The sequence below is a fragment of the Actinoplanes subtropicus genome (genome assembly GCF_000721705.1).
GTDB lineage: Bacteria > Actinomycetota > Actinomycetes > Mycobacteriales > Micromonosporaceae > Actinoplanes > Actinoplanes subtropicus.
In genome coordinates this window covers 1-26,734 of record NZ_JOJL01000062.1, presented here as the reverse complement: position 1 = coordinate 26,734, position 26,734 = coordinate 1, and the positions used below count along the sequence as shown (strand labels likewise).

Here is a 26,734-nt window from a genome sequence, read left to right as displayed (position 1 = left end):
GCGGTCGCATCCCGGTGTTGGATGTGGCCGTTTCGCGGACGCCGTCAGGCGCCACCTGGGCCACGCCGCAGCCCCGCGTGATCCACCAGATAGGCCCTAGGACCGGCCCTGGACCGAAGGCCGCCGGCCGGCGACGCCCTGGGGGTGAATGGCGTCGCCGGCGGCGGCCGGCGGTCCGCGCGCGGTCGGGTGGGGCCCGGCGCGCGGCGGGGAGGTGGGGCGCGGAGGCTGGAGAAAGGGCGGGAACGTCAGCCGCAGGCGTGGGCAGCGCCGGCGGCCAGGTCGACCGCCTGCTGGGCCGGGGGCAGCGCCACCTCGGAGCTGGGCGCGTCGGCCACGGTGGACTCCGGCGCGGGCACGGCCGACGACGCTGTCGGCGCGGGGGCGGCGGCGGACGGGGTGGCGGCCTTCTTCTTGGCGGCCTTCGTCACGGTGGACACCACCGAGGTCACGCCGCCGCCGACCAGGCGCGCGGACGTCTTCTGGGTCGCGCCGGGCGAGAGTTTGACGCCGCTGACGGTGACGCTGTGTCCGTACACATCGCTGATTTTGATCTTGAATGGTCCGCTGCCGGCACCGCCGTCGATGACCCAGTAGTTGTAGTCCTCGCGGTGCGTGGTCTTGCCGTTGACGGTGACCGACGCGAGCTGGTTGCCGTGGTTGTCGATGAGCACGGCCAGCCAGTACGGCGAGGAGCCCTCCTTGACCCGCACGCTGATCGGGCCGGGGGTGGTGACGCCGGTGACGGTCTTGTAGGTGATCGGGATGATCCCGTCGACCTCGTTGCCGATCTTCTTGAACGCCGTGCGGCTCAGGTCGAGGTGACCGGGCGCGCACTCCGGGCACGAGTCGGTGACCTTGACCCGCACCTTGCCCTTCGGGCCGGTGACGTCGAGGTACGTGCCGCAGGCCGCGCCCGCCGAGTATTCGGCCGGGCCGAGCGCGACGAACAGGTCGTCGGCCGGCGAGGACGGGAACGAGCAGTTGCCGGTGCCGCCGCCCAGGTCGTAGAAGGTCGCCTTGCCGGACTTCGCCGAGGTGGACGGCGGGGCCGCGCAGGCCGCGCCGGAGTTCTGCAGCAGCAACGCCGCACCGACGACCGCGGCGAGAGCCACGGCGCCACCGGCGGCGAGCCAACGGGGCGACAGCAGGCGGCGAGGAGTCACGCTGAGGGATCCTTCGCGGCCGGGCGGTCCCGGGCAACCTTCCTAAGACAGACCTAAGGGATCTACGTTCCGGTTCACCCGATCAGTCGAGAACAGTCACGGTGTCGCCTACGCGCAGTGAGCCGAGCTCCGCCGGAATGACGTTGATGGCGAACAGTAGCCCGTCCGCGAATCGCCGGTGCTTGCCGAGCGCGAAGAGCGGCTCCCGGCCCTTCTCACCTGACTCCTGGTCGATGGTCGTGACCACGCAGCGGGGGCAGCCGGGGCCGGCCCGCAACACCACGTCACCGACCCGCAGCCGCGCCTCGCGGGCCGACCAGTCGTCCTCGGCCCACGGCGCGGCGCCGCTGACCACCAGGTTCGGGCGGAACCGGGTGATCGGCACGGCCTCGTCCAGCCAGTAGTTCAGGGCGTCCAGCGACGCCTCGTTGGCCAGCAGCATCGGGTAGCCGTCGGCGAAGCTGACCGGGCCGCCCGCCGGGTCCTTGCCGCCGATCGGCCGGGCGCCGGCGTCGGCCTGCCACACCAGCCGGGCCGGCACACCCAGGAACTCGCTGCTCCACGCGCTCTCGGCGAGCCGCGCCGGGGCCGGCAGGTGGCCGGAGAAGACCCGGACGAACTCCTTCGGCCCGTCCACCGGCTCGTCGACAGAGAGGCCGGGCAGGCCGGGCGCGCTCAGCTCGAGACCGCCCGGGCGGGTGCGGACCCGCAGCTGGGTGAGCCGCGGGTTGTCACGCTGGGTGATCGCGACGCCATCGGCGTCGACCATCACCCACCGGCGATCGCCGGCCAGACCCCACGGTTCCACCCGCGCCGCGTCGTGGTCGATCCGGTGACAACCCTTGACCGGGTACGTGTGAAGCGAAGCGATCCGCATCTTCCCAGCCTCGCACGTCAGTGCGCGGAGCCGTGGCCCAGCAGCGTTCCCCGGGGGTGTTCGGCCACCTCCGCGGCGCTCGAGGAGTAGGTCAGGTGCGGCACGTCGCCGACCGGCGCCGCGGGTGGCTGCTCGGCACCGGTCGGCTTGGCGGCGGCGAACGGCCTCGCCGGGAGGTCGGCCGGCGGCTCGGCCAGGCTGCGGATCCAGTCGGCCCAGGCCTGCTGCTCGCCGTCGGTGAACACCTTGTACATCCGGCCGCCGAACTTCATCTGCTGCAGGAACGGGCTGTCGTCCGGGTCGCCGGCGAGCACCTGGCCGCTCTGTTGCAGCACGTCGAGCAGCTGGCCGGGGTTGTCGAACAGGTTGTTGTTCATCTTGTCGCCGGCCCCGCCGTGGTTGAGCGCGCCGTACCGCCGCTTCTCGTCGATGATGGCCAGCACCCGGTCGCGGGCGCGGGACGGGGCGAGCAGCTTTTCGACGAGGTCCTGGCCGAGCGTGCCGGTGATCCGGAACGCGACGTAGCCGTTCCAGATGCGTTGCCATTGCCGCTCGCGTACGTCCTCGTCGGCGAAGCCGGAGAGATAGCGTTTGACCGCGCGCTTGGCGATCGCGCCGTGCCCGACGTCGGCGTTGTCGATCGCCACGTGCAGCCGGTAGTAGGTCGAGTCGAGCCCGAAGTGCTCCAGCAGCCGGGCGGTGGTGACCAGCTCCACCGACTCCCACTCGAACATCATCGTCATGCCCAGCAGTTCGGGCAGGAACTGGTCGGTGAACTGGGAGACGACCAGCTGGAAGAGCGGCAGCGTGAACGACGAGTCGAGCAGCGTCGGGTCCTGCGCGTACTCCTTGCTCGTGATCGGCGCCGTGGTGATCCCGGCGTCGGCGAGGGTGTGCGTGAAGATGTTCGCGTGGTTCCGCGCCGGGTCGCCGGCCCCGACCTCGTCCACCCAGATCTGGGTGAGGAAGCCGGTGAGGTCGTTGATCGGGCCGATCGTGGCGACGTTGCGCAGCCACACGCCGTCGGTCTGGTTGAGCGGGCCGGACTGCCGCAGCCGCTCGACCGCGTCGGCGTGGGTGCGGAACGCCCGGTCGTTCGCCGGGTCGTACTTCGCCACCCGGTCGACCATGTCCTGGTAGATGCTGTCCAGCCGGGCGTCGAAGGCGCGCTCCTCGTACCGGAACGGCTTGAGGTCCGAGTCGACCAGCGGGTCGTGCTGGTACGCCGCCGCGATCTCCAGGAAGTCCTTCGCCTTCTGCAACGCCGTGGGCAGGAAGCCCGGGTACTCGTGCAGGTTGAGCATGATGTGGAAGTAGTCGCGGTCCCGCAGGCCCGCGAACGGCGCGCGCTCGGTCTCCAGGAAGACCCCGCTGTCGTCGGCGGCCGGCGTGACGAAGCCGAGCTGCGACCACTCGTTGACCATCTCGCGGTGCCTCCTGTCCGAGCGCCGACCCGCGTCCAGCGAGGTCGGCAGGGAATCGCCGATGCCACGGTCCCAGCGCCAGCGCGGGAACGCGGTCGTGTTGATCGGCCGGGCCGGGTCGTTGCCGTCCGGGAACAGCGCCTCGGTGACCGCGAGGTAGTCCTGGTCGACGATCACGTCGTCCGGGCGCTGCGCCGGCCACCAGAAGTGCCGGCAGTCGGTGAAGTCGGCCTGCCACGGCACCGCCATCCGCTCGGTCATACATCCTGGCGGCTGGTCGCTTTTAAACCGAAATGCTTGAGCGTACGTCTGGGGGTCGCGTACCCGCGAGCTCATCTCGATGCCCGGGAAGAACGGGCCGCCCACGCACGCCTCGAGGGCCGCCCGGTCGAGCGCGGCCGGCGCGCTCGGCGGCTCTTCGGGCACGCCAATGGTGAACTGGCCGTCGGCCCACTGGGCGAGCCGCCGGTACTGCAGCTTGGTGACGGTGAACCAGGTCTCCGGCCGGCCGGGCGTCGCCGAGCCGCGATCGCCCGAGAGCTGCGGCATGAAGGCGGCGGTGGCCTGTCGTTTCGCGGTGGCCTCGTCGGCCTCGGCGTGCGGCTGGCGGATCACCGCGAAGACCTGGCGGCGGGCCCTGGCGCCCCTCTCCCCCGGGTCCTTGAGCAGGGCCAGGTGGTCCTTCTCCAGGAAGTCGCCGACCCGCTCGGTGCCCTTGCCCAGGTCGGGGGCCCGGCGGTGGCCGCGGGTCGCCGACTGGTTGACCCACTGGTAGCCCATCGCGCGGGCCAGCACCGGGGCGATGTCCCGCTCGAAGGAGACCTCCTTGCGCTCGGCGAGCAGGCCGTTCTCGACCGCGACGTCCTCCATGACGTCGTAGAGGGTGACCAGGTTGCCGACGCCGGGCGCGAAGTCGGGCGGCGCGACCACGACCCACGCGCCGCGGACCTCGATCGGCTGCCCGTCCTGGGTGACGGTCGCGCTGACCGGGCCGTCGGCGGTGTCGTCGTGCCAGCCGTCGTTGTCGGCGAAGCTGGGCAGCGGCTGGTCCTCGGGGACCGAGCCGGAGTGGCCGAAGCCGCCGAGCACGATCAGCCGGCCCTCGTCGTCGGTGCGCAACTCGCCGAGCGGCACCGGCTTGCCGAGGAAGGTGCCGGTGTCGAAGAGCTGGCCGGCGGCTTGGCGGCCGGTAACCGTACGCGGGCCGGGGTCGATCACCAGGGAGTCGCGGCCGGCCACCTGATCGTTGCGCCGATTCTCACCGGTGAACTGCTGAGCTGCGCCTTTGCCGTTTCGTAAGTGGACAGTCCAGGCGATCTCGGCGTCGTCGGCGGTGAGCTCGCCGAGCACGGCGTCGCTCTCGTCGTACGCGAAGATCCGGAAGCGCACCGCCTGGCGCTTCACCCGGCCGGCCTGGTCTTTGTAGGAAACGGGCGTCTCGGCGCCGTCGGGCTGCTCCGGGCCGAGGAAATACTCGTCGGGGCTGTCGCCGACCCGGGCCACGCCGACGGCCGGGTGGATGGCGCAGTACGCGATCCGGCTCATGGGTCTCACGCTTTCGAAGGTGGGGTCACGCGGACATGGGGAGATCTCTCAGTTGTGCGCGACCGAAACACTTAGGACCCGCTTGGCGGCCGCGAGGCGGACCGCCGCCGCGGCGTTCACCCGGCCGTAGCCGTAGCGGTTGCTGTGCCCGTTCTCGTCGTACTCGCTGGCATTGTCGTCGATCCGGTCGGCCGAGGCGCGCAGCAGGTCCTTCACCTCGTCCCAGCACAGGTCGGGGTTGGCCGCCAGGATCAGCGCGACCACCCCGGCCACGCCCGGGGCGGCGCTCGACGTACCGCCGAAGGAGTTGGTGTAATCGCCCGCGGCGTCGCCGAGCGAGTCGTCGCCGGCGTTGTAGCCCTCCCGGCCGTGCCGGTCGGTGGTCCAGATCCCCGGGGTGCGCGACGGCGAGCCGTTGCTGCTCGGGAAGCTGCACCAGACGGCCGCGCCGTGATCGCTGTACCGGCTCTGTCTGCCCAGGTCGTTGCAGGCGGCCACGGCGATGACCTTGGGGTAGCTCGCGTACCCGTCGTTGTCCACGCTCTCCGCGCCGTTGCCGGCCGCCCAGGTGATCACGCAGCCCTTGCCACCGCGGCCGTGCGCGATCGCGTACTCGATCGCCAGCCGGGTGTTGTCCGGCAGCGGCACCACCTGGTTGTGCGCCGGGTCGGTCGGGTCCCACCAGCGGCCGTCGGCCGGCCCCCAGCTGCACGAGATCACGTCGGCGCCGTGGTCGGCGGCCCAGACGAACGCGTCCGCCTCGTCCTGTGAGCCCAGCCCGGAGACCAGCCGCACCGGCATCAGCCGCGAGCCGGGCGCCACTCCGGACGCCTTGTCCACCCCGTCCGCGCAGGCCACGCCCGCGCAGGCGGTGCCGTGGTTGTCGCCGTCGCCGGGGCGCGGGTCGTCGCCGCGCGGCCGGCTCACCGAGCACGGGGCGACCAGCTTGCCGGCCGAGCCGAACTCGGGGTGCGCCACGTCCAGCCCGTCGTCGATCACGCAGACCACGACGCCGTCGCCGCGGGAGTCGGCCCAGGCCTCGACCACGTTGGCGTGCTCGATCACGTCGACGCCCTTGATCACCGCCGGGCCGAGGTGCCACTGCTGCGGAAACATCTGCCGGCGGCTCACCTCGCGGACCAGTTCGGGGTGGCACAGGTCCACCTCGTCCCGGTCGAGCAGCCCCTCGGCCAGCGAGAACACCTCGCGGCCGAGGCCGGCCCGGGCGCCGGTGAAGTACGCGTTCGGCGCCGAGCCGGCGGGCCGCTTGATCGTCAGGCCGGCCTCGGCCAGCAGCGCCTCGCACTGCGCCGGGGTCAGGTCGTCGCGGAACTTCACGAAGACGTTCTCGGTGTAGACGACCGGGGCGCCGAACTGGTCGCGCAGGCCCCGGCCGGCGAACTCGACCTCGGGGTCCTCGTTGAGCACGACGGCGATGTCCGGCGCGTCGCCCTCGGCGGACGCATACACCCCGACGCCGGCCTCGGGGAAGCCGAACAGCGGGGTCAACCGGTCCTGCGCAGTGCGGCTGGGTGACGAAAGTGGAGAGACGTCGTGCCGTGCGCCCCGGCGTACCGACCGGACGACCACCAGGTCCTCGTTGTCCTCCAACTGCAGGCGAAACCCGGAGCCGCCCCCGAATCGACAGCTGAGCATGGCATGCTCTCCTCTCATCGTGCTCCATGCGACCACTCCGCCGTGGCGGTGACAGCCTGGTTCACGACAGACTGGCGAGGTGAAACCTGATCGGGTCGCGGTGCTGGGCTGCGGGCCGGCCGGGGCGGCGGCGGCGATAACCCTCGCGGCCCGGGGCATTTCGGTCGTGGCGATCGATCCCCGGCCCAGCGGGGAGTGGGAGCCGGGCGAGGGGTTGCCGGCGGCGGCCAATGCGGCGCTGCGGAAGCTCGGGGTGTGGCCGTCCTTCCAGGCCGGGGGCCATTTGCCGGCGAGCGGGTTCCTCTCCTGCTGGGGTTCGGCCGAGCCCGCTTTCCGGCCCGCGCTGCTTGATCCCCGGGGCCCTTCGTGGCAGCTCGATCGGGCCGCCTTCAACCAGATGTTGCGGGACGCCGTGGGCTCGGTCCTTCCCTACCGGGTCACCGAAGTGAAGCGGGACGGTCCGCAGTGGACCATCGCCGCGGCCGATAAACCGCCCATATCCGTAAATTTCATCATTGATGCTACGGGGCGAAGCGGTCGCCTGAGGCGTTCCCCTCGACGGGTCGACAGCCGGCTCGTCGGGATCGCCGCGCTGCTGCCCGACCCCTTCCCCGGCGAGGCGGCCAGCATCGTCGAGGCGGTGCCGGAGGGCTGGTGGTATGCCTCCCGAGTCCCTCATGATCGTCTGGTCGTGGCGTTTTTCACGGATGCGTCGATCGCGCCTACCGTCAATTGGACCGATCTGTTGGGGAAAACCGGATTTGTCGGGCAGCGGGCCGGCTGGCCCAGCGCGGAAAAGCTTCGTACCGTAGCGGCCGGGAGCTCCACGCTGGAGAGCATCGCCGGCCCCGGCTGGCTCGCGGTGGGCGACGCTGCCCGCGCCCACGACCCGCTCTCCTCCCGGGGCCTGCACGACGCCCTGACCAGCGGAATAGCCGCCGCCGAGGCGATTTCCGAAAACACCGTTACCGCGTACGCCGAGCAGGTCGCCGCCGACTATCGCGCGTACCTGAAGGACCTCGACTGGTATTACCGCCAGGAGACCCGCTTCCCCGACTCCCCGTTCTGGGCCCTACGCCAGATGTAACCGGTGGGCGATGGCCGCCGCCTCCACCCGGTTTCCCGCGTTCAGCTTCCCCAGGATGTTGGAGACGTGCACGCTGGCCGTGCTCTCACTGATGAACAGCGTCCGGGCGATCTCCCTGTTCCGCCGGCCCTCCTTGAGCAGCGCCAACACCTGCAGCTCCCGGTCGGTCAGGTGGAACGGCCGCTCCGGCTCGGCGGGCGCGATGTCGTCGGTCGCGCCCAGATCGAGGCGCGCCCGGTCGGCCAGCGCGGTTATCTCGCGCAACAGGGTGCGGGCCTCGAGCAACTCGGCGGCATCCCGGGCCCCGCGCAACACCTCGGCCGCCCGCGGCTCCCGGGCGCGGACCAGCTCCTCCGCCTCCCGCCAGCGCGCATACGCCGCGGGGTGCGGTCGGGCCAGCCTGTCCCAGCCGGCCGCCACCTCGCCCCACCCCTCCGGGTTGGGCTCGCCACCGGTCAGCCGGGTGTACTCCGCCTCGCCCATCGCGGCATCGACCGCCGCCTCGGGGAACGACTGCTGCCGCGAGCCCATCCCCTTCCAGAGCGAGGCCGCCCGGTTCCGCAGGCGCTCGCCGCGGACGCGTACCTCCTCCACCCCGGACCGGCCGCCCGCCCGGCGGCGTTCCGCCTCGTCCGCCTCGATCCGCAGGCCGAGCACGCAGAGCGCCACCGCCTGCTGGTCGTCGCCGTGCGCGCCGACCACCTCGAGACCGGCCGCGACCTCGGCCCGGGCCGTCTCGTAGTCCTCCAGCCACAGCGCGCGGGCCGCCGCGGCCGCGTGCACCAGGCCGTGATCGAGCGGGTCCTCATCGTGCTTGAGCTGCTCGAACGCCTGCTTCAGCTGCTGCGCCGCCTCCTCCGGGCGGCCGCGGGCGGTGGCCAGCTCGGCCAGCACCACATAGGTCATCAGCGCCCGCGCGGCCGCGTGGTGGCTGCCCAGCTGCCGCTCGGCCACCTCCTCGGCCTGCTGCCAGCGCCCGTTGCGGTAGAGCACCAGCACGAGCGAGTCGAGCATGTCGAACATCGGCGGGAACATCAGCCCCAGGTCGGCGCTCCACTGCAGCGCCTCCTCCGCCGTCTTCACCGCCTCGCCCGACCAGCCGATGAAATCCAAGGCCAGACACAGATGGTTGTACGTGAGGCAGATGCCCTCCACGTCGTCCTCGTCCTTGGCCACGCGCAGCGCCTCACGCATCCGGCCGATCCCGGTGGCCGGCTCGCCGTGCATCGCGAAATGCCAGCCCGAGGTCTTGAGCCCGAGCACCTCCTCGCGCTTGCAGCCGGCCGCCCGGGCCAGCTCGAGCGTCTCCTCCCAGAGCGGCGCCGAGTCGAGATAGAGCCCGCGGACCGACAGCGAATTGGCCAGCGCCGCGGTGACCCGGGCCCGCTCGGCGAGCGCGTCACTGGTCGCGAGCAGGTGGTACGCCTTGGTGAAGGCGCGCAGCGCGCGGGCGCCGTCGACCCGGTCCAGGTACGTGCCGAGCGCCTCGTGCAGCAGGGCGCGGGCCACCGAGTCGTCGCGCGGGGTCGCGGCCAGCGCCTCCTCCGCCAGGCGTACGGCGGTCTCGTGCTCGCCCGCGTCATGCGCGCAGCGCGCCGCGGCCGCGAGCAGCTCCGGCCTGGTCAGGCCGGCCGCGGAAGGATCGTCCACCTCCATCTGCAGCCCGATCGCCCGGGTGAAGTAGGCGAGCCCCTCGCGGAACGCGCGCACCTCGACCGCGGCCCGGCCGGCGGCGACCACCGCGGCCAGCGCTTTCGGCAGGTCGCCGGTCACCTCCCAGTGGTGCGCGACTACCGCGGTGGCGGTCGAGCGCGGCCGGTCGCCCAGCTGCGGCCGCTCGGTGAGAGCGGTGGCGACCCGGGCGTGCAGCCGGGCCCGCTCGCCGGGCAGCAGGTCGGAGTAGACCGCCTCGTGGGCGAGCGCGTGCCGGAACCGGTACGCGTTGGGGCTGGCATCCGGCTGCAGGACCCGGTTGTTCGCCAGCTCGCGCAGGGCCGCCAGCAGCTCCTCCTCCGGCAGGTCGGTGACCTCGGCGAGCAGCGGATAACCGATCCGCCGGCCGACCACCGCGCAGAGCCGCAGCACCGCCTGCGCGTCCGGCGAGAACGTCGCGACCCGCAGCAGCACCACGTCACGCACCCGGGCCGGCACCTCGTGGCCGATGCCGCGGGCATCCAGCAGCTCCTCGGCGAAGAACGCGTTACCCCCGGACCGGTCGGCGATCTCGTCCACGATCGCGCTGGGCAACGGGTTGCCGGCCTGGTGGGCGAGCAGCACGCCGAGATCGCCGGCGCCGAGCGGGGCCAGCGGCAGATGGTTCATGAACGGGCCGCGGAGCAGCTCGACCAGGGCGGCCGGCAGCGGCCCGGCGGCCGGCTCGTCGTCGCGGTAGGTGACCACCAGCAGCACCCGCTCGCGGCGCAGCGCCACGGTCAGGAAGCTGAGCAGGTCGAGGGTGGACTGGTCGGCCCAGTGCACGTCCTCGACGACGAGCAGCACCGGCGCCTCCTCGGCGAGGCGGCCGAGCAGGGCGAGGAAGACGTCGAAGAGCCGGGCATCGGGCGCGCGGTGGCCCTCGTCCCGCTCGGGCCAGAACATCTGGTCGAGGCTCGCGAACCGGGGGCCGGCCAGGGCGGTGAGCGACTCGGCGGACCGCTCGCGCAGCAGGCGGCGCAGGGCATCGAGGATCGGGCCGTACGGCAGGGCGCCGGAGCTGATCCGGAACGAGGAGCCGGCCAGGACCTGCCCGCCCTGGGCGAGCACCCGCTCGATGCATTCCAGCACGAGGCGCGTCTTCCCGACGCCGGCCTCACCGGAGATCAGGAAGCCGGCGGCCTGGCCCTCGCGAACGTCATCCCAAGCCGCGCTGACCTCAGCGAGCTCAGCCTGTCGTCCGACCAAGGGGGAGAGTCGTCTCCGCCGCACGCCAGGAGTATGCCAGCCGGTGACAAACCCTGGCATCGCCTTTCCCGGCGGGGCTAAGGGCACAGCTCGCTCGAACCTAGGTGTTTGCAGGACACATGACGAGCGTCACGGAGTCACCCTCATTGTCGGAAACCTTACTGGGGGAGGTTACGCCATGATCAACCACATCGGACAAACCACTCCACGGCGACGACAGGTGGCCGTGCTCTTCGCCGACATCTGCGGGTTCACCCGGCTGGTCGAGAGCACCGAGCCGGAGGCGGTCTACCGGATCATGCGCCCGCTCCTGGACGAACTGGTCGGCTGCGTGCACGCGTACGGCGGGGAGGTGCAGCAGGTGCTCGGCGACGGTTTCATGGCGGTCTTCGGCCTGCGGCGCAGCCTCGGCGACGAGGGCGAGCGGGCCACCGCGGCGGCCTGCGCGATGCTGCGTGCGGGGCGCCCGGGCCGGCCGGACGTGCACGTCGGCGTCGAGTGCGGCGAGGTGCTGGTCACCCGCTCGTGGGAGCCGGCCTGCTTCGGCGTGTGGGGCCGGGCGGTCAACCTGGCCCAGCGCCTGTGCACGGTGGCCGGCCCGGGCGAGCTGGTGCTGGGCCCGAACGCGTACGCCGGCGCCGGCCACCTGACCGGCCCGGCCGACGAGGCGCTCGTGCGGGTGCGCGGCGTCGCCGACCCGGTGCCGGCCCACCGGGTCACCTTCGGCATTCCCACCGCGCTGCCGGTGGCCGCCTGAGGGCCTGTCCGGGCGGGACAGGCTCACCGAGCGGTCAGGGGGCCAGCAGCGCCTCGGTGGGCGCCATTCTGGCGGCACGCCGGGCCGGGTACAAACCGGCCAGGCCGCCGATCACCAGGGTGGCGCCCACCCCGCCGGCGATCGCCCAGGCCGGCACCACCGTCCGCCAGCCCTGGTAGGACGCGAAGATCGCGGTAAGGGCGGTGCCGAGCAGCCCGCCGCCGGCCCCGCCGAGCAGCGACAACAGCAGGGCCTCGGCGAGGAACTGGGTGCGGATCTGGCCGCGGGTGGCGCCCAGCGAGCGGCGCAGGCCGATCTCGGAACGGCGTTCCAGCACCGAAATGACCATGGCGTTGGCCACGCCCACGCCGCCGACCAGCAGCGCCACCGCGCCGAGGCCGAGCAGCAGCCCGCGCAGGGTCTGCTCGGTCTCCTGCTTGGCGGCCAGCGCGTCGGAGGGTCGCGAGACGTCCACCGCGCCGGGATCCTCCGGGTTCGCGGTGGCGCCGAGCAGCGGCTGCACGGTCCGTACGGCGTCGTCCGCGGCCCGCGTGTAGATCGTGGTCGGGTGCCCGTCGAAGGCCAGGCCGGCTCGCGCCGCCGGCCAGCCGACGAAGGCGCCGTAGTCGAAGTCGGAGATCAGGTCGTTGGCCGCGAGGATGCCGACCACGGTGAACCATCGGTCGCCGAGCCAGACCAGCGAGTCGACGCCGGTCTCGACGACACCCAGCTCGCTCGCCGCGGCCGCGCCGAGCACCACGGCCGGGAACGTGCCGGTGGCCGCGGTGAGCCAGGCACCCGCGGCCATCCTCGAGCGGATCACCGCCGGCAGGTCGGTACGGGCGGCGTAGACCACGATCCCGCCGGTCCGCCGGGCCGGGATGTGGTCGTTGCGGTAGACCCGGGCCTCGGTGCGGCCGACCGCGGAGACCGACTCGACGCCGGGGATCGCGCCGATCATGCCGATCGCGGTGTCCGGCAGGTGGACCGGATCATTGCCCACGCCCTGGCCGGCCGAGACGGTCAGCAGGTTGGTGCCGAACGCGCTGAGCCGCCGCTCGATCTCCTGCGCGGACGACGCGGAGATGCCGACCACCCCGATCATCGCGGCGATGCCGATGGCGATGCCCAGCGCGGAGAGGACGACCCGCAGCGGGCGCGACCGGAGGCCGTAGCCGCCGACCCGGAGCACGTCGGCCGGCCACATCGGGGCGGGCCGCAACGGCGGGGGGCTCATCGGCGTACCTCCTCTGCGATCTTTCCGTCCTTGAGACGAACCTCGCGGGGCAGGCCGGCGGCGAGGTCCCGGTCGTGCGTGATGAGCACGACCGTGGTGCCGCCGCCGTGCAGGTCGCGCAGCAGGTCCAGCACCGCCGCGCCGGAGGCCGAGTCGAGGTTGCCGGTCGGCTCGTCCGCCATCAGCAGCGGCGGGTCGCCGAGCACCGCCCGGGCCACCGCCACCCGCTGCTGCTCGCCGCCGGAGAGCTCGTGCGGCCGATGCCGCAGCCGGTGACCGAGGCCGACCCGGCGCAGCGCCCGCTCGGCCGCCCGGCGCCGGTCGGCGCGCCGCCGGCCGCCGTAGAGCAGGCCGTCGGCCACGATGTCCAGCGCGGGCACCCCGGCGGCGAGGTGGAACTGCTGGAAGACGAAGCCGATGGTCCGGGCCCGCAGCGCGGACAGCTCCCGGTCGCTCAACTCGGCGACGCCATAGCCGTCGATACGCAGATTGCCCGCGGTCGGCCGGTCGAGGGTGCCCATGATGTTGAGCAGGGTGGACTTGCCGGAGCCGGACGGGCCGACCACGGCCAGCAGCTCACCGCGCTCGATCCGCAGGTCGGCCGACTCCAGGGCGGACACGGCGCCGTAGCGTTTCGAGACGCCGGCCAGGTGCACGATCGGCTCGCTCACCGCGGCACCCCCACGGTCAGGCCGGCGACGACGCCGGCGCCGGCGATCTCCACGTAGCCGTCCGCGAAGATCCCGGTCCGGACCGGCAGATGACGGCCGCCGGTCACCACCGCGTAGCCGCCGCCCGGACGGGCGACCAGCGCCTCGACCGGCACGGCCAGCACGTCCCGGTGGGTCTCGGCGGCGAGTTCCACCTTGACCTTGGCCACCTGGTAGCGGCCGAGTTTCCGCTGGTCGGTGACGGTCAGCTGGACCGGCAGGGTGGCGCCGTCGCCCTTGGCGTTCGAGGTCGGGGCGCCGATAGCGGTGACCTTGGCGGTCGCCGTGCCGCCGTCGGGCAACTCGACGGTCGCCGCGGCGCCGAGCCGGACCAGGTCGGCGTAATCGGTATTCAGGTCGACGTCGACGACCCGGGAGGTGCCGGTCCACTTCAGCAGGGTCCCGGTCGCGGCCGTGCCGGGCTGGGTGGCCAGTTCCGCGACGCGACGTGCCCCCGATGACACCACGGCGTCGCCCGGCTCGATCATGCCGGTCCTCTTCCTACCAAGATCCTTTTGCCATTGCCGTACGGCGGTGGCCGTCGACGCGGTGTAGCGGTCGTCGACCGTGAACCCCGGGTAGCCGAGCGCGCTGAGATTCCTCTCGAGCTGCCGCACGTCGTCGCCCTTGCTGCCGGCCGCGAGAGTGCGGTACAGCGGTATCGACCCGTACAGAAGCGGGATTTTCTGTTGGTCGAGGCGGTAGACGGCATCGCCGCGCTCCAGCACGTCGCCCGCGGCCGGCAGCCAGGTGACCATGCCCCCGCCCGGCGCCGCCGGCACCATCATCGGCACGGCGTCGCCATAGCCGAGGCTGCCCCCGACCGTCTCGCTGCGGATCAAAGTTCTCTTCGCCACGGTCGCCGTGGCCGGGGACGCGGTGAGCGCGGCGCTCGCCGGGCTCGGGTCGCGTCGACCCAGTTGCCCGGTGGCCGCGGCCACCACGGCCGCCACCGCCACCGCGGCCGGCACGATCAGCAGAACGCGCCTCACGGGTTGTTCACCGACCGCAGATTGCCGCCCGGGAAATGCGACTCGCAGGCCTTCTGCGCGTTCCGGAAATCGGCCGAGCCGCCGTTGATCCCGGTACCGGTGAGCTGGAGAGTGATCGTATTCCCGGTCACTTCCGGGTCGGGGAGATCCGGCAGCTTGCCGCGCATGCACTTCGTCCAGTCCGCCAGCTTCGCGGAATCGACCGTTCCACCCCCGGCGCCGATGTCGTTCTGCGGATTCTTGTCCCGGCACGCGGTGAGCGCCCTCTGATCCACATCCTTCGGCGTGCTGACCTCGACCCCGCCGTCCTTGCGTTGCGGGTCGGGGTAGTCGGGGGCGCCGTTCGCCCGCATGCATTTCGCGTACGCCAATGCTTTCTGGAAGTTGTCGTCGTCCGAGGACTTGTCGCCGAGGTGGCCGCAGCCGGCCATCGCGCCGAGCACCATTGCGGCGACGATCAGCAGTTTCTTGGTATTCGTCGACATGCATTGTTTTCTACGCCCCGACCGGTCACACGACGGGCACAAAAACCACCCGGACGGAAAGGCCACCCGCCGGCCGGGCGCGCACGGTCAACTCCGCGTCGTGGGCGGTGGCGATCGCCTGCACGATGGACAGTCCAAGGCCGTGATGACCGTCGTCCCGGGCCGTCCGGTCGAGCCGCTGGAAGGGGCTGAGCAACCGGTCCACCATCTCCGGCGGGACCGGCGGCCCGGTGTTCACGACCTCGAGATACGACCGCCCGCCCGCGACGCCGGTGGTCACCGCCACGCGCCCGCCCGGGACGTTGTAGCCGGTCGCGTTGTCGACGAGGTTGGCGACCAGCCGCTCGACCAGGACCGGGTCCCCGGCCACCGGGGCCGGGCGCAGATCCGTCACGACCAGCACCGCCGGCCGGGCGGCCGCGATCACCTCGCCGGCCAGGGTGGACAGGTCGATCGCCTCCCGGCGCTCCAGGCCGCGCTCGCTGGTCGCCAGCACCAGCAGCGAGTCGAGCAGCCGGGCCTGCTGCTCGCTGACCACCATCAGCTCGGCGAACTGCGCCCGGAAGCCGTCCACCGTCGCCGCCGGATCGAGGACGGCCTCCTCGATCAGCGCGTGCTCCAGGGTCAGCGGGGTCCGCAGCTCGTGCGCGGCGTTGGCGACGAACCGCTTGTGCGAGTCGAGCGCCGCCGCCAGCCGGCCGAGCAGCCCGTCCACGGTGTCGGCGAGGCCCTTGAGCTCGTCCCGGGGCCCGGCGACGGCCAGCCGCTCGTGCACGTTGCGGGCCGAGATGTGCTGGATGCGTACGGTCATGGTCTGCAGTGGCCGCAGCACCCGGCCCGCCACCAGCCAGCCGAGGAAGGCCGCGAGGACCGCCATGATCCCGAGCGCGATACCGGACTTCACCAGCAACTGGTGCAGCATGTCCGCCTGCTGCTGCTCGCCGAGCACCCGGAGCGCCGCGCCGATCCGCTCGTCGGAAGCGGTCCCCAGCAGGTAGGTGGTGACGTCCTCGCGACCGTCGGACAGCCGACTGTGCTGAGTCATCACGACGCTGCCCCCGCCGTGTGCGACCAGCAGGTAGGTGATCGCCAGCAGAACGGCCCCGGAGAGCAGGAAGAGCACCCCGTACAGGAGGGTCAGTCGCAGCCGCACGGTCATGAGGACTCCCCGGTCAGATCCGATACCCCGCCCGGGGAACAGTTTCGATCACCGGCGGCTCGCCGAGCTTGGCCCGCAGCCGGTTCACGGTCGCCTTGACGGTCGTGGTGAACGGGTCGGCCGCGGAGTCCCACACCCGATCGAGCAGCTCCTCGGCGGAGACCACGCGCCCCTCCGCGGCCAGCAGATACTCGAGAACGGCCAGCTCCTTGGGGTTGAGCGGCAATCTGGTCCGGGCCCGCGTCGCGACCCGCTGGGCCGGATCGACGGTGAGATCGCCTCGCGTCAGCACCGGCGGCAGCGCGGCCTGGGTGCGCCGCCCGAGCGCCCGGATCCGAGCCACCAGCTCGGGATAGGCGAACGGCTTGGGCAGATAGTCGTCCGCCCCGAGCGTCAGCCCTTCGACCCGCTCGGCGACGGTCCCGGCCGCGGTCAGCATGAGCACCTTGGTCCGCACCGGCTCGGCCAGGAGCCGCCGGCACACCTCGTCCCCGTGCACCCCCGGCAGATCCCGATCGAGCACCACGACGTCGTACTCCGCCTCGGCAGCGCGGTCGAGAGCACCATTTCCGTCGTACGCGACATCGACCGCCATACCTTCGCGGCGCAGCACCCGCGCCACCGAGTCGGCGAGCCGCGCCTGATCCTCAACCACCAGGACCCGCATCCGCCACTCTCCCCCGCCTCCGAGACAGCGTACGAATGCCATGGTCACACGCCCGTCACACTGGTATAGCCCCGCCCCTCTAACGAGGGTCCCCGCCAATCGGCCGGGACCCTCTTTCTTCCGAGCTTTTGCGGCACCGTCACCGACGCGGCATGAGTAGGTCGACCACCTCGAGCCCGGTCTCGCCGCCGACCAACGCCAACCCGACTTCGGCCCGAGCCGCCAGGTCAAGTGGCGGGAGCCCGTCGACAAGCGCGGCGTTGGTGATGCGGTCGAGTCCGGCCCCGACCAGCGGAGCGGCTATGCGCAACGCCGCCTTCAGCGCCACGCCCTGCGTGAAGCCACCGTGCAGCACGATATTGCGGGTCCGATACAGCCGCCTCATCGCCGTCTTGAAGATGACGACCGCGGTTGCGAGCTCTGCCTTCGGACTGGTAACGACTCGGCGCATCCTTCGCACCGCGGCGACGTCGGTGTCACGCCGGAAGCAGTCGGCCGTTTCCGGCACGTCCCCTGCAGCCCCTCCAGCGCAAAGAAGTCGACCAATCGGGCACGGACCTGACGGTCATACATATCTACAGGCGCTCGGTATCTCATTCCTTGCAGAGCAGTCTCATGCCCAGTAGGCGCAAGACAAATATACGGCCGCCAGGGCCTAGCGCGTGAAAGTTTTTATGCATAAGCTGCGGTGGTGAATGGGGATGCCGCCAAGAGTGTTCTCGACCTCTTTCACGGCGCTCGGCTCACGCCCACCCAGCGCCGCATCGCGCACTGCCTGGTCGAGCATGCGGGGAAGGCGGCGTATCTCTCCGCGGCGGAGGTGGCCGATCTCGCCGGGGTCAGTCAGCCATCGGTGACGCGGTTCGCGATGGCGCTCGGCTATGAGGGCTATCCCGCGCTACGCCGGCAGCTGCGGGAGCTCACCGGGGACGCGCCGGAGAGCCGGGCCGAGGGCAACGCCATGCAGCTCGCGGTGCGGGCCGAGGCGGAGCACCTGGCCCGCCTGCACGATCAGCTCGCCCGGCTGGACGACGTCGAGCGGGCGGCCGAGTTGCTGATCGCGAGCCGGCCGCTGCCGGTGCTCGGGCTGCGGGCCGCCGCACCCTTGGCCGGATATTTCGGGTATTTCGCGGCGAAAGTTCATCCGGACGTACGCGTCCTGGACTCCGGCGGCACCTCGCTGGCCGACCGGCTGGATCAGGCGCGGGCGGCCGGCGCCGATGCGATGCTGGCCGTGGTGCTCCCGCGGTATCCGCGCGAGTCCCTGGAGGCGATCGCCGAGGCCAAGCAGGCCGGGCTGGCGGTGGTCGCGATCACCGACTCGGCGGTCAGCCCCGTCGCCGAGCGGGCCGACGTGGTGCTGCCCGCGGCGGTCGGCACGCAGCTCGTCTTCGACCTGCACACCGGCCCGATGGCGATGGCCATGGTGCTGCTGCAGGCGATGTGCGACGCGGCACCCGAGCCGGCGCAGCGCCGGCTGGAGGAGTTCGAGGCGATGGCCGCTCGGCGGCACATTTTCACGGCATAGGGAGGCGACGAAGATGTCCGAGATCCGAGCCGCGCGCGGCACGGCGTACACCGCAATGGGGTGGCCGCAAGAGGCCGCCAAGCGGATGTTGATGAACAACCTCGATCCCGACGTGGCCGAAAGGCCGCAGGATCTGGTGGTCTACGGCGGTACCGGCAAGGCGGCCCGCGACTGGCCGTCCTACCACGCGATCGTCCGCGAGCTGGACACGCTCAAGGGCGACGAGACGCTGCTCGTCCAGTCCGGCAAGCCGGTCGGAGTGTTCCGCACGCACGAGTGGGCGCCGCGCGTGCTGATCGCGAATTCGAACCTGGTCGGCGACTGGGCGACCTGGCCGGAGTTCCGCCGGCTGGAGAAACTCGGACTGACCATGTACGGGCAGATGACCGCGGGCTCGTGGATCTACATCGGCACCCAGGGGATCCTGCAGGGCACCTACGAGACGTTCGCCGCGGTCGCCGCCAAGCGGTTCGGCGGCACGCTGGCCGGCACGCTCACGCTGACCGCCGGGTGCGGGGGCATGGGCGGGGCGCAGCCGCTCGCGGTGACCATGAACGGTGGCGTCTGCCTGATCGTCGACATCGATCGCTCCCGTCTCCAGCGCCGGGTCGACACCAGATATCTCGATGTCATCGCCGATAACCTCGATGACGCAATAAACCAAGCCGTAACCGCTAAATCCGAAAAATCGCCCATCTCGATCGGCGTGGTCGGCAACGCCGCGGTGATCTTCCCGGAGCTCCGGCAGCGGGGGGTCGAGATCGACATCGTGACCGACCAGACCAGCGCCCACGACCCGCTGAGCTACATCCCGGTCGGCGTGGAGTTGTCGGACGCGGCGGAATATGCGCGGACAAAATCGGAAGAATTCACCGATCGGGCGCGCGCCTCCATGGCACGGCACGTTGCCGCCATGGTCGGCTTCCTGGACGACGGCGCCGAGGTCTTCGACTACGGCAACTCCATCCGCGGCGAGGCCAAGCTGGGCGGCTTCGAGCGCGCCTTCGACTTCCCCGGCTTCGTCCCCGCGTACATCCGCCCGCTGTTCGCCGAGGGCAAGGGCCCGTTCCGCTGGGCCGCCCTCTCCGGCGACCCGAAGGACATCGCCGCCACCGACAAGGCGGTCCTCGATCTCTTCCCGGAGAACGAGGCGCTGGCCCGCTGGATCAAGATGGCCGGCGAGCGGGTCGCCTTCCAGGGGCTGCCCGCCCGGATCTGCTGGCTCGGCTACGGCGAGCGGGACAAGGCCGGCGTCCGGTTCAACGAGATGGTCGGCCGGGGCGAGATCAGCGCCCCGATCGTCATCGGCCGGGACCACCTCGACGCCGGGTCGGTGGCCTCGCCGTACCGGGAGACCGAGTCGATGCTCGACGGCTCGGACGCGATCGCCGACTGGCCGCTGCTGAACGCCCTGATCAACACCGCCAGCGGCGCGTCCTGGGTGTCGATCCACCACGGCGGCGGGGTGGGCATCGGCCGCTCGATCCACGCCGGTCAGGTCTGCGTCGCCGACGGCACCGCGCTCGCCGGCGAGAAGATCGAGCGGGTGCTGACCAACGATCCCGGCATGGGGGTGATCCGGCACGTAGATGCCGGCTACGACTCGGCCGCGGCCGCCGGCGTACACATTCCGATGGCCCGATGAGCGCGAAGGTCTTCTCGGCCCTCTGGTCCGAGATCGAAGCGATCGGCCGGGTGAGCAGCGGCGGCTATATGCGGTACGCGTTGGAGCAGCCGGAGCTCGTGCTGCGCGACTGGTTCCGCAATCAGGCGCACCGCCGCGACATGCCGGTCACCGACGACGGCAACGGCAACCTGTTCGCCTGGTGGGGCGACCAGTGGGGCCGCGACGCCGTGCTGACCGGCTCGCACTTCGACTCGGTCCCGCACGGTGGCGGCTACGACGGCCCGCTCGGCATCGTCAGCGCGTTCCTCGCCATCGACCAGTTGCGCGCGGCCGGGTACACGCCGGCCAAGCCGATCGCCGTGGTGGCCTTCGTCGAGGAGGAGGGCGGCCGGTTCGGGCTGCCCTGCCTCGGCTCCCGGCTGCTCACCGGGGCGATCGAGCCGGCCCGGGCGGCCGCCCTCACCGACCGTGACGGGGTCACCTTCGGCGAAGCACTCGGAGCGACGCCGGCCGGGCCGCTGCCGGGGCTGACCAGCCGGATCGGGGCCTTGGTCGAGCTTCACATAGAGCAAGGACGGCAACTCGAGGCGCCCGTGGGGGTGGCCAGCGCGATCTGGCCGCACGGGCGCTGGCGGTTCGACTTCACCGGGCACGGGGACCACGCCGGCACCACCCGGATGGCGGACCGGCGCGACCCGATGCTGACCTTCGCGTACACGGTGCTGGCGGCGAACAAGGAGGCCCGGCTGGCCGGCGCGCACGCGACGATGGCCCGGGTCGAGGTCGAGCCGAACGCCACCAACGCGATCCCGTCGCTGGTGCGCGGCTGGCTGGACGCGCGGGCGGCGGACACCCCGACGATGGACGCGGTGGTCGACGCGGTGGTGAAGCGGGCGACCGAGCGGGCCGGCCGGGACGGTACCGAGGTGGTGGTGACCGCCGAGTCGATCAGCGAGGAGGTCACCTTCGACACCGCGCTCGCCGGCCGGCTCTCGGCGATGCTGGGCGACGCGCCGATCCTGCCGACCAGCGCCGGGCACGACGCGGGCGTGCTGTCGGCGAAGGTGCCGACCGCGATGCTGTTCGTCCGCAACCCGACCGGGATCTCGCACTCGCCCGCCGAGTTCGCCGAGCCCGGGGACTGTGCCTCCGGGGTGGACGCGCTGGCCACCGTCCTGCGGGAGCTGACGTGACCATCTACCACGCGGACTACTGCTGGCTAGGCACCGGCGTGGCGCGAAATGTCCGCATCGAGGCGACAGATGGGCGCTTCACAGCGATAAATCCGGATTCGTCGGGTGAAGCGGATATTCGGCTGCCGGGGCTCGTGCTGCCGGGGATGGCGAACGCCCACTCACACGCCTTCCACCGGGCGCTGCGCGGGCGCACCTATGCCGACCGGGGCACATTCTGGACCTGGCGCGAGGAAATGTACCGGGTCGCCGCCGCCCTCGACCCGGACAGCTACCTGCGGCTGGCTCGGGCGACATATGCGGAAATGGCGCTCTCCGGGATCACCGCGGTGGGTGAGTTCCACTACCTGCACCACGGGCCGGACGGCACCCCGTACCACGATCCCAACGCGATGGGCCACGCGCTGATCGAGGCGGCCCGCGAGGCCGGCATCCGGATCACCCTGCTCGACACGCTCTACCTGCAGTCCGGGGTGGACGGCCGGCCGCTGGAGGGCGTCCAGCGCCGCTTCGGCGACGGCGATCCGCAACGCTGGGCTTCGCGGGTGGCCGGGCTTTCCGCCGCGCCGCACGCTCGGGTGGGTGCGGCAATTCACTCCGTACGGGCGGTCCCGGCGCACCACCTCGGCGAGTTGGCCGATCGCCGTCCCCTGCACATCCACCTCTCCGAGCAGCCGGCCGAGAACGAGCAGTGCCGGGCGGTGCACGGCTGCTCCCCCACCGAACTGCTCGACCGGCACGGCGTCCTCGGCCCGCACCTGACCGCGGTGCACGCCACCCACGTCACCGATCCGGACGTCAAGCTGCTCGGCGGCAGCGGCACCGGGATCTGCATGTGCCCGACCACCGAACGCGACCTGGCCGACGGCATCGGGCGGGCGCGCGACCTGGCCGACGCCGGCTCGCCGCTCTCGCTCGGCAGCGACAGCCACGCGGTGATCGACCCGTTCGAGGAGGCCCGCGCGCTGGAGATGAACGAGCGCCTGGCCAGCCGTCGGCGCGGCCGGTTCACGGTGGCCGAGCTGATCGCGGCCGCGGCCAACCACCGGGCGATCGGCTGGGACGACGCCGGCGAGATCGCGGTCGGCAAGCGGGCCGACCTGATCTGCGTACGCCTGGATTCCGGGCGCACCACCGGCGCCGAGCCCGAGGGCGCGCTGCTCGCGGCCACCGCCGCCGACATCAGCGACGTCGTCGTGGACGGGCGGCACGTGGTCGCCGACCGGCGGCACACCGCCATCGACGTGCCGAGCGCGCTCGCGTCGGCCATTCGCGGGGCGATCGCATGACGCTGCTCATCGACAACATCGGCGAACTGGTCACCAACGACGGCCCGCCGCTCACGAAGGCGGCCGTGCTGGTCGACGGCGCGCGGATCGGCTGGGTCGGGCCGAGCTTCCACGCGCCCGCCGGGGACCGCCGGATCGACGTGGGCGGCGCGGCGGTGCTGCCCGGGTTCGTGGACAGCCACACCCACCTCGTCTTCGCCGGGGACCGCGCGGCCGAGTTCGGCGCGCGGATGGCCGGCCGGCCGTACACCGGCGGCGGCATCCGCACCACCGTCGGCGCGACCCGGACGGCGACCGACGACCAGCTGCGCGAGGCGACCGCCCACCTGATCGCCGAGGCCCGCGGGCAGGGCACCACGACCATCGAGATCAAGAGTGGGTACGGGCTGACCGTCGACGACGAGGCGCGGCTGCTGCGGATCGCCCGGGAGTTCACCGACGAGACCACGCTCCTCGGGGCACACGTCGTCCCGGCCGAGCACGCCGACGACCCCTGGCGGTACGTGGCGATGGTGTGCGGCCCGATGCTCGCCGCGGCGAAGCCGTACGCCAAATGGATGGATGTTTTCTGTGAGCGCGGGGCCTTCGACGAGGACCAGGCGCGCACGGTCCTGGCCGCGGGGCGCGACGCCGGGCTCGGCCTGCGGGTGCACGGCAACCAGCTCGGGCCGGGGCCGGGCGTGCAGCTGGCGGTCGAGATGGGCGCCGCGAGTGCCGACCACTGCACGCATCTCAGCGACTCCGATGTGGACGCGCTGGCCGGGTCGGACACCGTTGCCACGCTGCTGCCCGGCGCCGAGTTCTCCACCCGGTCGCCCTATCCGGACGCGCGCCGGCTGCTCGACGCGGGCGTGACCGTCGCGCTCGCCACGGACTGCAACCCGGGCTCGTCGTACACGTCGTCGATGCCGTTCTGCATCGCGCTCGCCGTACGGGAAATGCGAATGACCCCCGCCGAGGCCGTGCACGCCGCGACCGCCGGTGGGGCACGCGCGCTGCGCCGCGACGACATCGGGGTGCTGCGCGCCGGGGCACGGGCCGACCTGATCGTCCTGGACGCGCCCTCCTACCTGCACCTGGCCTACCGGCCGGGCGTCCCCCTGATCCGAAGCGTTCTGCACAACGGAGTTCTTCAATGATCGTCACCGTTCAGCCCACCGGCGTCACCCCCGCCGACGTCGCCGCCGTAGCCCGCGGCGACGCCCGGGTCGAGATCGCCCCCGCCACCGTCGAGGCCATGGCCACCAGCCGGGCCATCGTCGACCGGATCGAGGAGTCCGGCCGCCCGGTCTACGGCGTCACCACCGGGTTCGGCGCGCTCGCCGGCACCTTCGTCGCGCCCGAGCGCCGGGCCGAGCTGCAGCACGCGCTGATCCGCTCGCACGCGGCCGGGATCGGCGCGCCGATGCCGCGCGAGGTGGTCCGCGCGATGATGCTGCTGCGGTTGCGCTCGCTCGCGCTCGGCCACTCCGGCATCCGGCCGGTGCTCGCGCAGGGGCTGGCCGACCTGCTCAACCACGACATCACGCCGTGGGTGCCGGAGCACGGCTCGCTCGGCGCCTCCGGCGACCTGGCGCCGCTCGCGCACTGCGCGCTGGTGCTGCTCGGCGAGGGCTGGGTGCTCGGCAAGGACGGCGAGCGGGTGGCCGCGGCCGAGGCGCTGCGCACCGCCGGGCTGACGCCGCTCGACCTGGCCGCCAAGGAGGGTCTCGCGCTGATCAACGGCACCGACGGGATGCTCGGCATGCTGCTGCTCGCGCTGGACGACTGCCGGCACCTGTTCGCGATGGCCGACGTGACCGCGGCGCTGGCGATCGAGGCGATGCTCGGCTCGGAGCGGCCGTTCCGCCCCGAACTGCACGCGATCCGGCCGCACCCGGGTCAGGCCGCCTCGGCCGCCAACATCCGGAACCTCCTACAGCAATCGGAGGTCATGGACTCGCACCGGGACGACCTGGCGCACGCGGTGCAGGACGCGTACTCGATGCGCTGCGCGCCGCAGGTGGCCGGCGCGGCCCGGGACACGTTGGACTTCGCCGCCCAGGTGGCCGCCCGGGAGCTGGTCTCGGTGGTGGACAACCCGGTGGTGCTGCCGAACGGCCAGGTCGAGTCGACCGGCAACTTCCACGGCGAGCCGCTGGCGTTCGCCGCCGACTTCCTGGCCATCGCCGCCGCCGAGGTCGGCTCGATCGCCGAGCGCCGGGTCGACCGGCTGCTCGACGTCACCCGCTCCCGCGAATTGCCGCCGTTCCTCTCCCCCGACGCCGGGGTCAACTCGGGCCTGATGATCGCCCAGTACACGGCGGCCGGGATCGTCGCGGAGAACCGGCGGCTGGCCGTGCCGGCGTCGGCCGACTCGCTGCCGACCAGCGGCATGCAGGAGGACCACGTCTCGATGGGCTGGGCCGCCACCAAGAAGCTGCGTACGGTGCTGGACAACCTGACCAGCCTGCTCGCGGTCGAGCTGATCAGCGCGGTGCGCGGGTTGCAGCTGCGGGCGCCGCTCACCCCGTCGCCGGCCGGGCGGCTCGCGATCGCCGCGGTCGCGCCCTTCGCCGGCGCACCGGGGCCGGACATCTTCCTCGCGCCGGTGCTGGAGAACGCCCGAGCGGTGATCTCGGGCCGCGAGCTGCGGGCGACCATCGAGGCAGAAATCGGGGAGCTGCTGTAGTTAACTACCCACTGTGGACGACGTCGCGATGGTCCGGGAGTTCTACGCGGCCGTCGCGAAGGTCAACGACATGCCCTGGCAGTCCGCCGTCGGTGGAGACTTCACCTTCCCCGGTACGACGGGGCCACGCCCGCGCGGGATCGGGCTGCGGAACTGGTACGCGCGGCAGGTCACCTACGCGTCCCAGGTGGACGCCTCGATCTACCGGGTCGCCACCGGGGTGCAGCACCTGGTCGACCCGCCCTCGGCGCTGCTCCGGCCCGGCTTTGCGGTGCGAGTGCTCCGGCAGGCGAGAAAAGGGAGGCGGGCGGCGACGGTCCGGCGCTAACGTCCCGGCATGACGGGCTACGACTTCCGCGCAATCGAGGACCGCTGGGGACCGGTCTGGGAGTCGTCGCGTCTCTTTTCGCCTTCCCAGGTCGACCGCTACGTCGTGCCGATGTTCGCCTATCCGTCCGGCGACCTGCACATGGGGCACGCGGAGGTGTATGCGATCGGCGACGCCATCGCGCGGTACTGGCGGTTGCGCGGTTTCCAGGTGCTGCAGCCGGTCGGCTGGGATTCGTTCGGGCTGCCGGCCGAGAACGCGGCGATCAAGCGGGGGCTGCACCCGGCGGAGTGGACGTACGCGAATGTCGAGACCCAGGCGGCCTCGCTGCGCCGCTACGCGATCTCGGCCGACTGGCGGACCCGGCTGCACACCAGCGATCCGGCGTACTACCGGTGGACGCAGTGGCTGTTCCTGCGGTTCTTCGAGCGCGGCCTGGCGTACCGGGCGGAGGCGGCGGTCAACTGGTGCCCGGCCGACCGCACGGTGCTGGCGAACGAGCAGGTCGTGGGCGGCCGGTGCGAGCGCTGCGGCACGGCGGTCACGCAGCGGTCGCTGACCCAGTGGTTCTTCAAGATCACTGAGTACGCGGACCGGCTGCTGGACGACATCGACCGGCTGCGAGGGCACTGGCCTTCGCACGTGTTGACCATGCAGCGCAACTGGATCGGCCGCTCTTCCGATGGGCTGCGGCTGCACGACTGGCTGATCTCGCGGCAGCGGTACTGGGGGTGCCCGATCCCGATCGTGCACTGCCCGGCCTGTGGCGAGGTGCCGGTGCCCGACGATCAGCTGCCGGTTTCGCTGCCGTCGTTGCGCGGTGCCGAGCTGGCGCCGCCCGGCCGGTCGCCGCTGGCGGCGGCCGCGGAGTGGGTGGCGGTCGACTGCCCGAAATGCGGCGGGCCGGCCGAGCGCGACACCGACACGATGGACACGTTCGTCGACTCGTCGTGGTATTTCCTGCGCTACCCGAATCCGTCGTACGAGGAGGGCCCGTTCGACCCGGAGCGGGTGCGCCCGGTCGACCACTACATCGGCGGCACGGAGCATGCGGTGTCGCATCTGCTGTACGCGCGCTTCTTCACCAAGGTCCTGTACGACCTGGGCCTGATCGCCTTCGACGAGCCGTTCCGCTCGCTGATCACGCAGGGCCAGGTGCTCCTGAACGGCGCCGCGATGAGCAAGACCAGGGGCAACATCGTCGACCTGGCCGGCCAACTGAACCGCTACGGCGTCGACGCGGTCCGCGTGTCGATAATTTTCGCCGGCCCACCCGAGGACGACATCGACTGGGCCGACGTCTCCCCCGGCGGCTCGATCCGCTTCCTGACCCGAGCCCTGAGCCTCTCCACCCGCGCCGCCACCCCGGCTCCGGCGGCCCCCGCGGCCCCCGCGGCCCCCAGCCCGGCCCCCGCGGCCCCCGCGGCCCCCACCC

At 72.2% G+C, this 26,734-nt stretch carries 22 protein-coding genes; 10 read left to right on the top strand and 12 right to left on the bottom strand.

The genetic code is table 11. The features are described from left to right. Positions 1-248: 248 nt before the first annotated feature. From IH26_RS0149895 to IH26_RS0149880, 4 genes are all read right to left on the bottom strand, one after another. A complete protein-coding gene (locus IH26_RS0149895) occupies positions 249-1,166 on the bottom strand; it encodes an expansin EXLX1 family cellulose-binding protein (RefSeq protein WP_051809964.1) in 918 nt (305 codons plus the stop codon). 82 nt (positions 1,167-1,248) lie between these two features. Then, a complete protein-coding gene (locus tag IH26_RS0149890) occupies positions 1,249-2,043 on the bottom strand; it encodes an MOSC domain-containing protein (RefSeq protein WP_030443365.1) in 795 nt (264 codons plus the stop codon). A 17-nt stretch (positions 2,044-2,060) separates the two neighbouring features. After that, positions 2,061-5,012, bottom strand: coding sequence for a LodA/GoxA family CTQ-dependent oxidase (locus IH26_RS0149885; protein WP_030443364.1), 2,952 nt, complete (start codon positions 5,010-5,012; stop codon positions 2,061-2,063). A gap of 48 nt (positions 5,013-5,060) precedes the next feature. Further along, the gene (locus tag IH26_RS0149880) at positions 5,061-6,668 is read right to left on the bottom strand and encodes a S8 family peptidase (RefSeq protein WP_030443363.1); all 1,608 of its coding nucleotides are present in this window, start codon (positions 6,666-6,668) and stop codon (positions 5,061-5,063) included. A gap of 79 nt (positions 6,669-6,747) precedes the next feature. Here IH26_RS0149880 and IH26_RS0149875 point away from each other — a divergent pair, with 79 nt between their 5' ends. After that, positions 6,748-7,755, top strand: a complete 1,008-nt coding sequence (locus IH26_RS0149875) for an NAD(P)/FAD-dependent oxidoreductase (RefSeq protein ID WP_157437829.1) — start codon at positions 6,748-6,750, stop codon at positions 7,753-7,755. Here the strand turns inward: IH26_RS0149875 and IH26_RS0149870 are convergent. Further along, the gene (locus tag IH26_RS0149870; RefSeq protein WP_169789939.1) at positions 7,741-10,680 is read right to left on the bottom strand and encodes a helix-turn-helix transcriptional regulator; all 2,940 of its coding nucleotides are present in this window, start codon (positions 10,678-10,680) and stop codon (positions 7,741-7,743) included. The two genes, IH26_RS0149875 and IH26_RS0149870, sit on opposite strands and share 15 nt — an antisense overlap. A gap of 154 nt (positions 10,681-10,834) precedes the next feature. Between IH26_RS0149870 and IH26_RS0149865 the strand changes: the two genes are divergently transcribed. Continuing rightward, positions 10,835-11,413: an adenylate/guanylate cyclase domain-containing protein gene (locus IH26_RS0149865; RefSeq protein WP_084599826.1), complete on the top strand. Its 579-nt coding sequence runs from the start codon at positions 10,835-10,837 to the stop codon at positions 11,411-11,413. Between the two features lie 34 nt (positions 11,414-11,447). Here the strand turns inward: IH26_RS0149865 and IH26_RS0149860 are convergent, their stop codons facing one another. The 7 genes from IH26_RS0149860 to IH26_RS0149830 form a co-directional block, all read right to left on the bottom strand. Next, the gene (locus IH26_RS0149860; RefSeq protein WP_030443359.1) at positions 11,448-12,650 is read right to left on the bottom strand and encodes an ABC transporter permease; all 1,203 of its coding nucleotides are present in this window, start codon (positions 12,648-12,650) and stop codon (positions 11,448-11,450) included. Further along, entirely contained in the window at positions 12,647-13,309 is a 663-nt protein-coding gene (locus IH26_RS0149855; protein ID WP_211268914.1) for an ABC transporter ATP-binding protein, read from the bottom strand. Before IH26_RS0149855 ends, IH26_RS0149860 begins: the two co-directional genes overlap by 4 nt. 8 nt (positions 13,310-13,317) lie before the next feature. Further along, positions 13,318-14,352 carry a peptidoglycan-binding domain-containing protein gene (locus tag IH26_RS0149850; RefSeq protein ID WP_030443357.1) on the bottom strand — a complete coding sequence of 345 codons (1,035 nt, stop codon included), beginning with the start codon at positions 14,350-14,352 and terminating at the stop codon, positions 13,318-13,320. After that, complete coding sequence (locus IH26_RS63650; protein WP_051809963.1) at positions 14,349-14,837, bottom strand: hypothetical protein; 489 nt, start codon at positions 14,835-14,837, stop codon at positions 14,349-14,351. Before IH26_RS63650 ends, IH26_RS0149850 begins: the two co-directional genes overlap by 4 nt. Before the next feature lie 25 nt (positions 14,838-14,862). Then, on the bottom strand, positions 14,863-15,996 hold the full coding sequence (locus IH26_RS0149840; RefSeq protein ID WP_030443355.1) for a sensor histidine kinase: 1,134 nt from the start codon (positions 15,994-15,996) through the stop codon (positions 14,863-14,865). Positions 15,997-16,009: 13 nt separating this feature from the next. Further along, the gene (locus IH26_RS0149835) at positions 16,010-16,663 is read right to left on the bottom strand and encodes a response regulator transcription factor (RefSeq protein WP_030443354.1); all 654 of its coding nucleotides are present in this window, start codon (positions 16,661-16,663) and stop codon (positions 16,010-16,012) included. Positions 16,664-16,802: 139 nt separating this feature from the next. Then, positions 16,803-17,171 carry a hypothetical protein gene (locus IH26_RS0149830; protein ID WP_030443353.1) on the bottom strand — a complete coding sequence of 123 codons (369 nt, stop codon included), beginning with the start codon at positions 17,169-17,171 and terminating at the stop codon, positions 16,803-16,805. A gap of 183 nt (positions 17,172-17,354) precedes the next feature. Between IH26_RS0149830 and IH26_RS0149825 the strand changes: the two genes are divergently transcribed. From IH26_RS0149825 to IH26_RS0149790, 8 genes are all read left to right on the top strand, one after another. After that, a complete protein-coding gene (locus IH26_RS0149825; protein ID WP_030443352.1) occupies positions 17,355-18,191 on the top strand; it encodes a MurR/RpiR family transcriptional regulator in 837 nt (278 codons plus the stop codon). Positions 18,192-18,204: 13 nt separating this feature from the next. Then, on the top strand, positions 18,205-19,836 hold the full coding sequence (hutU, locus tag IH26_RS0149820) for a urocanate hydratase (RefSeq protein WP_030443351.1): 1,632 nt from the start codon (positions 18,205-18,207) through the stop codon (positions 19,834-19,836). Beyond that, positions 19,833-21,011, top strand: a complete 1,179-nt coding sequence (locus IH26_RS0149815; RefSeq protein ID WP_030443350.1) for an allantoate amidohydrolase — start codon at positions 19,833-19,835, stop codon at positions 21,009-21,011. Before hutU ends, IH26_RS0149815 begins: the two co-directional genes overlap by 4 nt. Further along, a complete protein-coding gene (locus tag IH26_RS0149810) occupies positions 21,008-22,300 on the top strand; it encodes a formimidoylglutamate deiminase (RefSeq protein ID WP_030443349.1) in 1,293 nt (430 codons plus the stop codon). Before IH26_RS0149815 ends, IH26_RS0149810 begins: the two co-directional genes overlap by 4 nt. Continuing rightward, positions 22,297-23,439: an imidazolonepropionase gene (gene hutI / locus IH26_RS0149805; RefSeq protein WP_030443348.1), complete on the top strand. Its 1,143-nt coding sequence runs from the start codon at positions 22,297-22,299 to the stop codon at positions 23,437-23,439. Before IH26_RS0149810 ends, hutI begins: the two co-directional genes overlap by 4 nt. After that, complete coding sequence (gene hutH / locus IH26_RS0149800; RefSeq protein WP_030443347.1) at positions 23,436-24,971, top strand: histidine ammonia-lyase; 1,536 nt, start codon at positions 23,436-23,438, stop codon at positions 24,969-24,971. Before hutI ends, hutH begins: the two co-directional genes overlap by 4 nt. A 13-nt stretch (positions 24,972-24,984) precedes the next feature. Then, the gene (locus IH26_RS0149795; protein WP_030443346.1) at positions 24,985-25,299 is read left to right on the top strand and encodes a hypothetical protein; all 315 of its coding nucleotides are present in this window, start codon (positions 24,985-24,987) and stop codon (positions 25,297-25,299) included. 9 nt (positions 25,300-25,308) lie between these two features. Continuing rightward, positions 25,309-26,734, top strand: a 1,426-nt coding sequence (locus IH26_RS0149790; protein ID WP_157437828.1) for a class I tRNA ligase family protein, incomplete at its 3' end; no start/stop codon positions are given.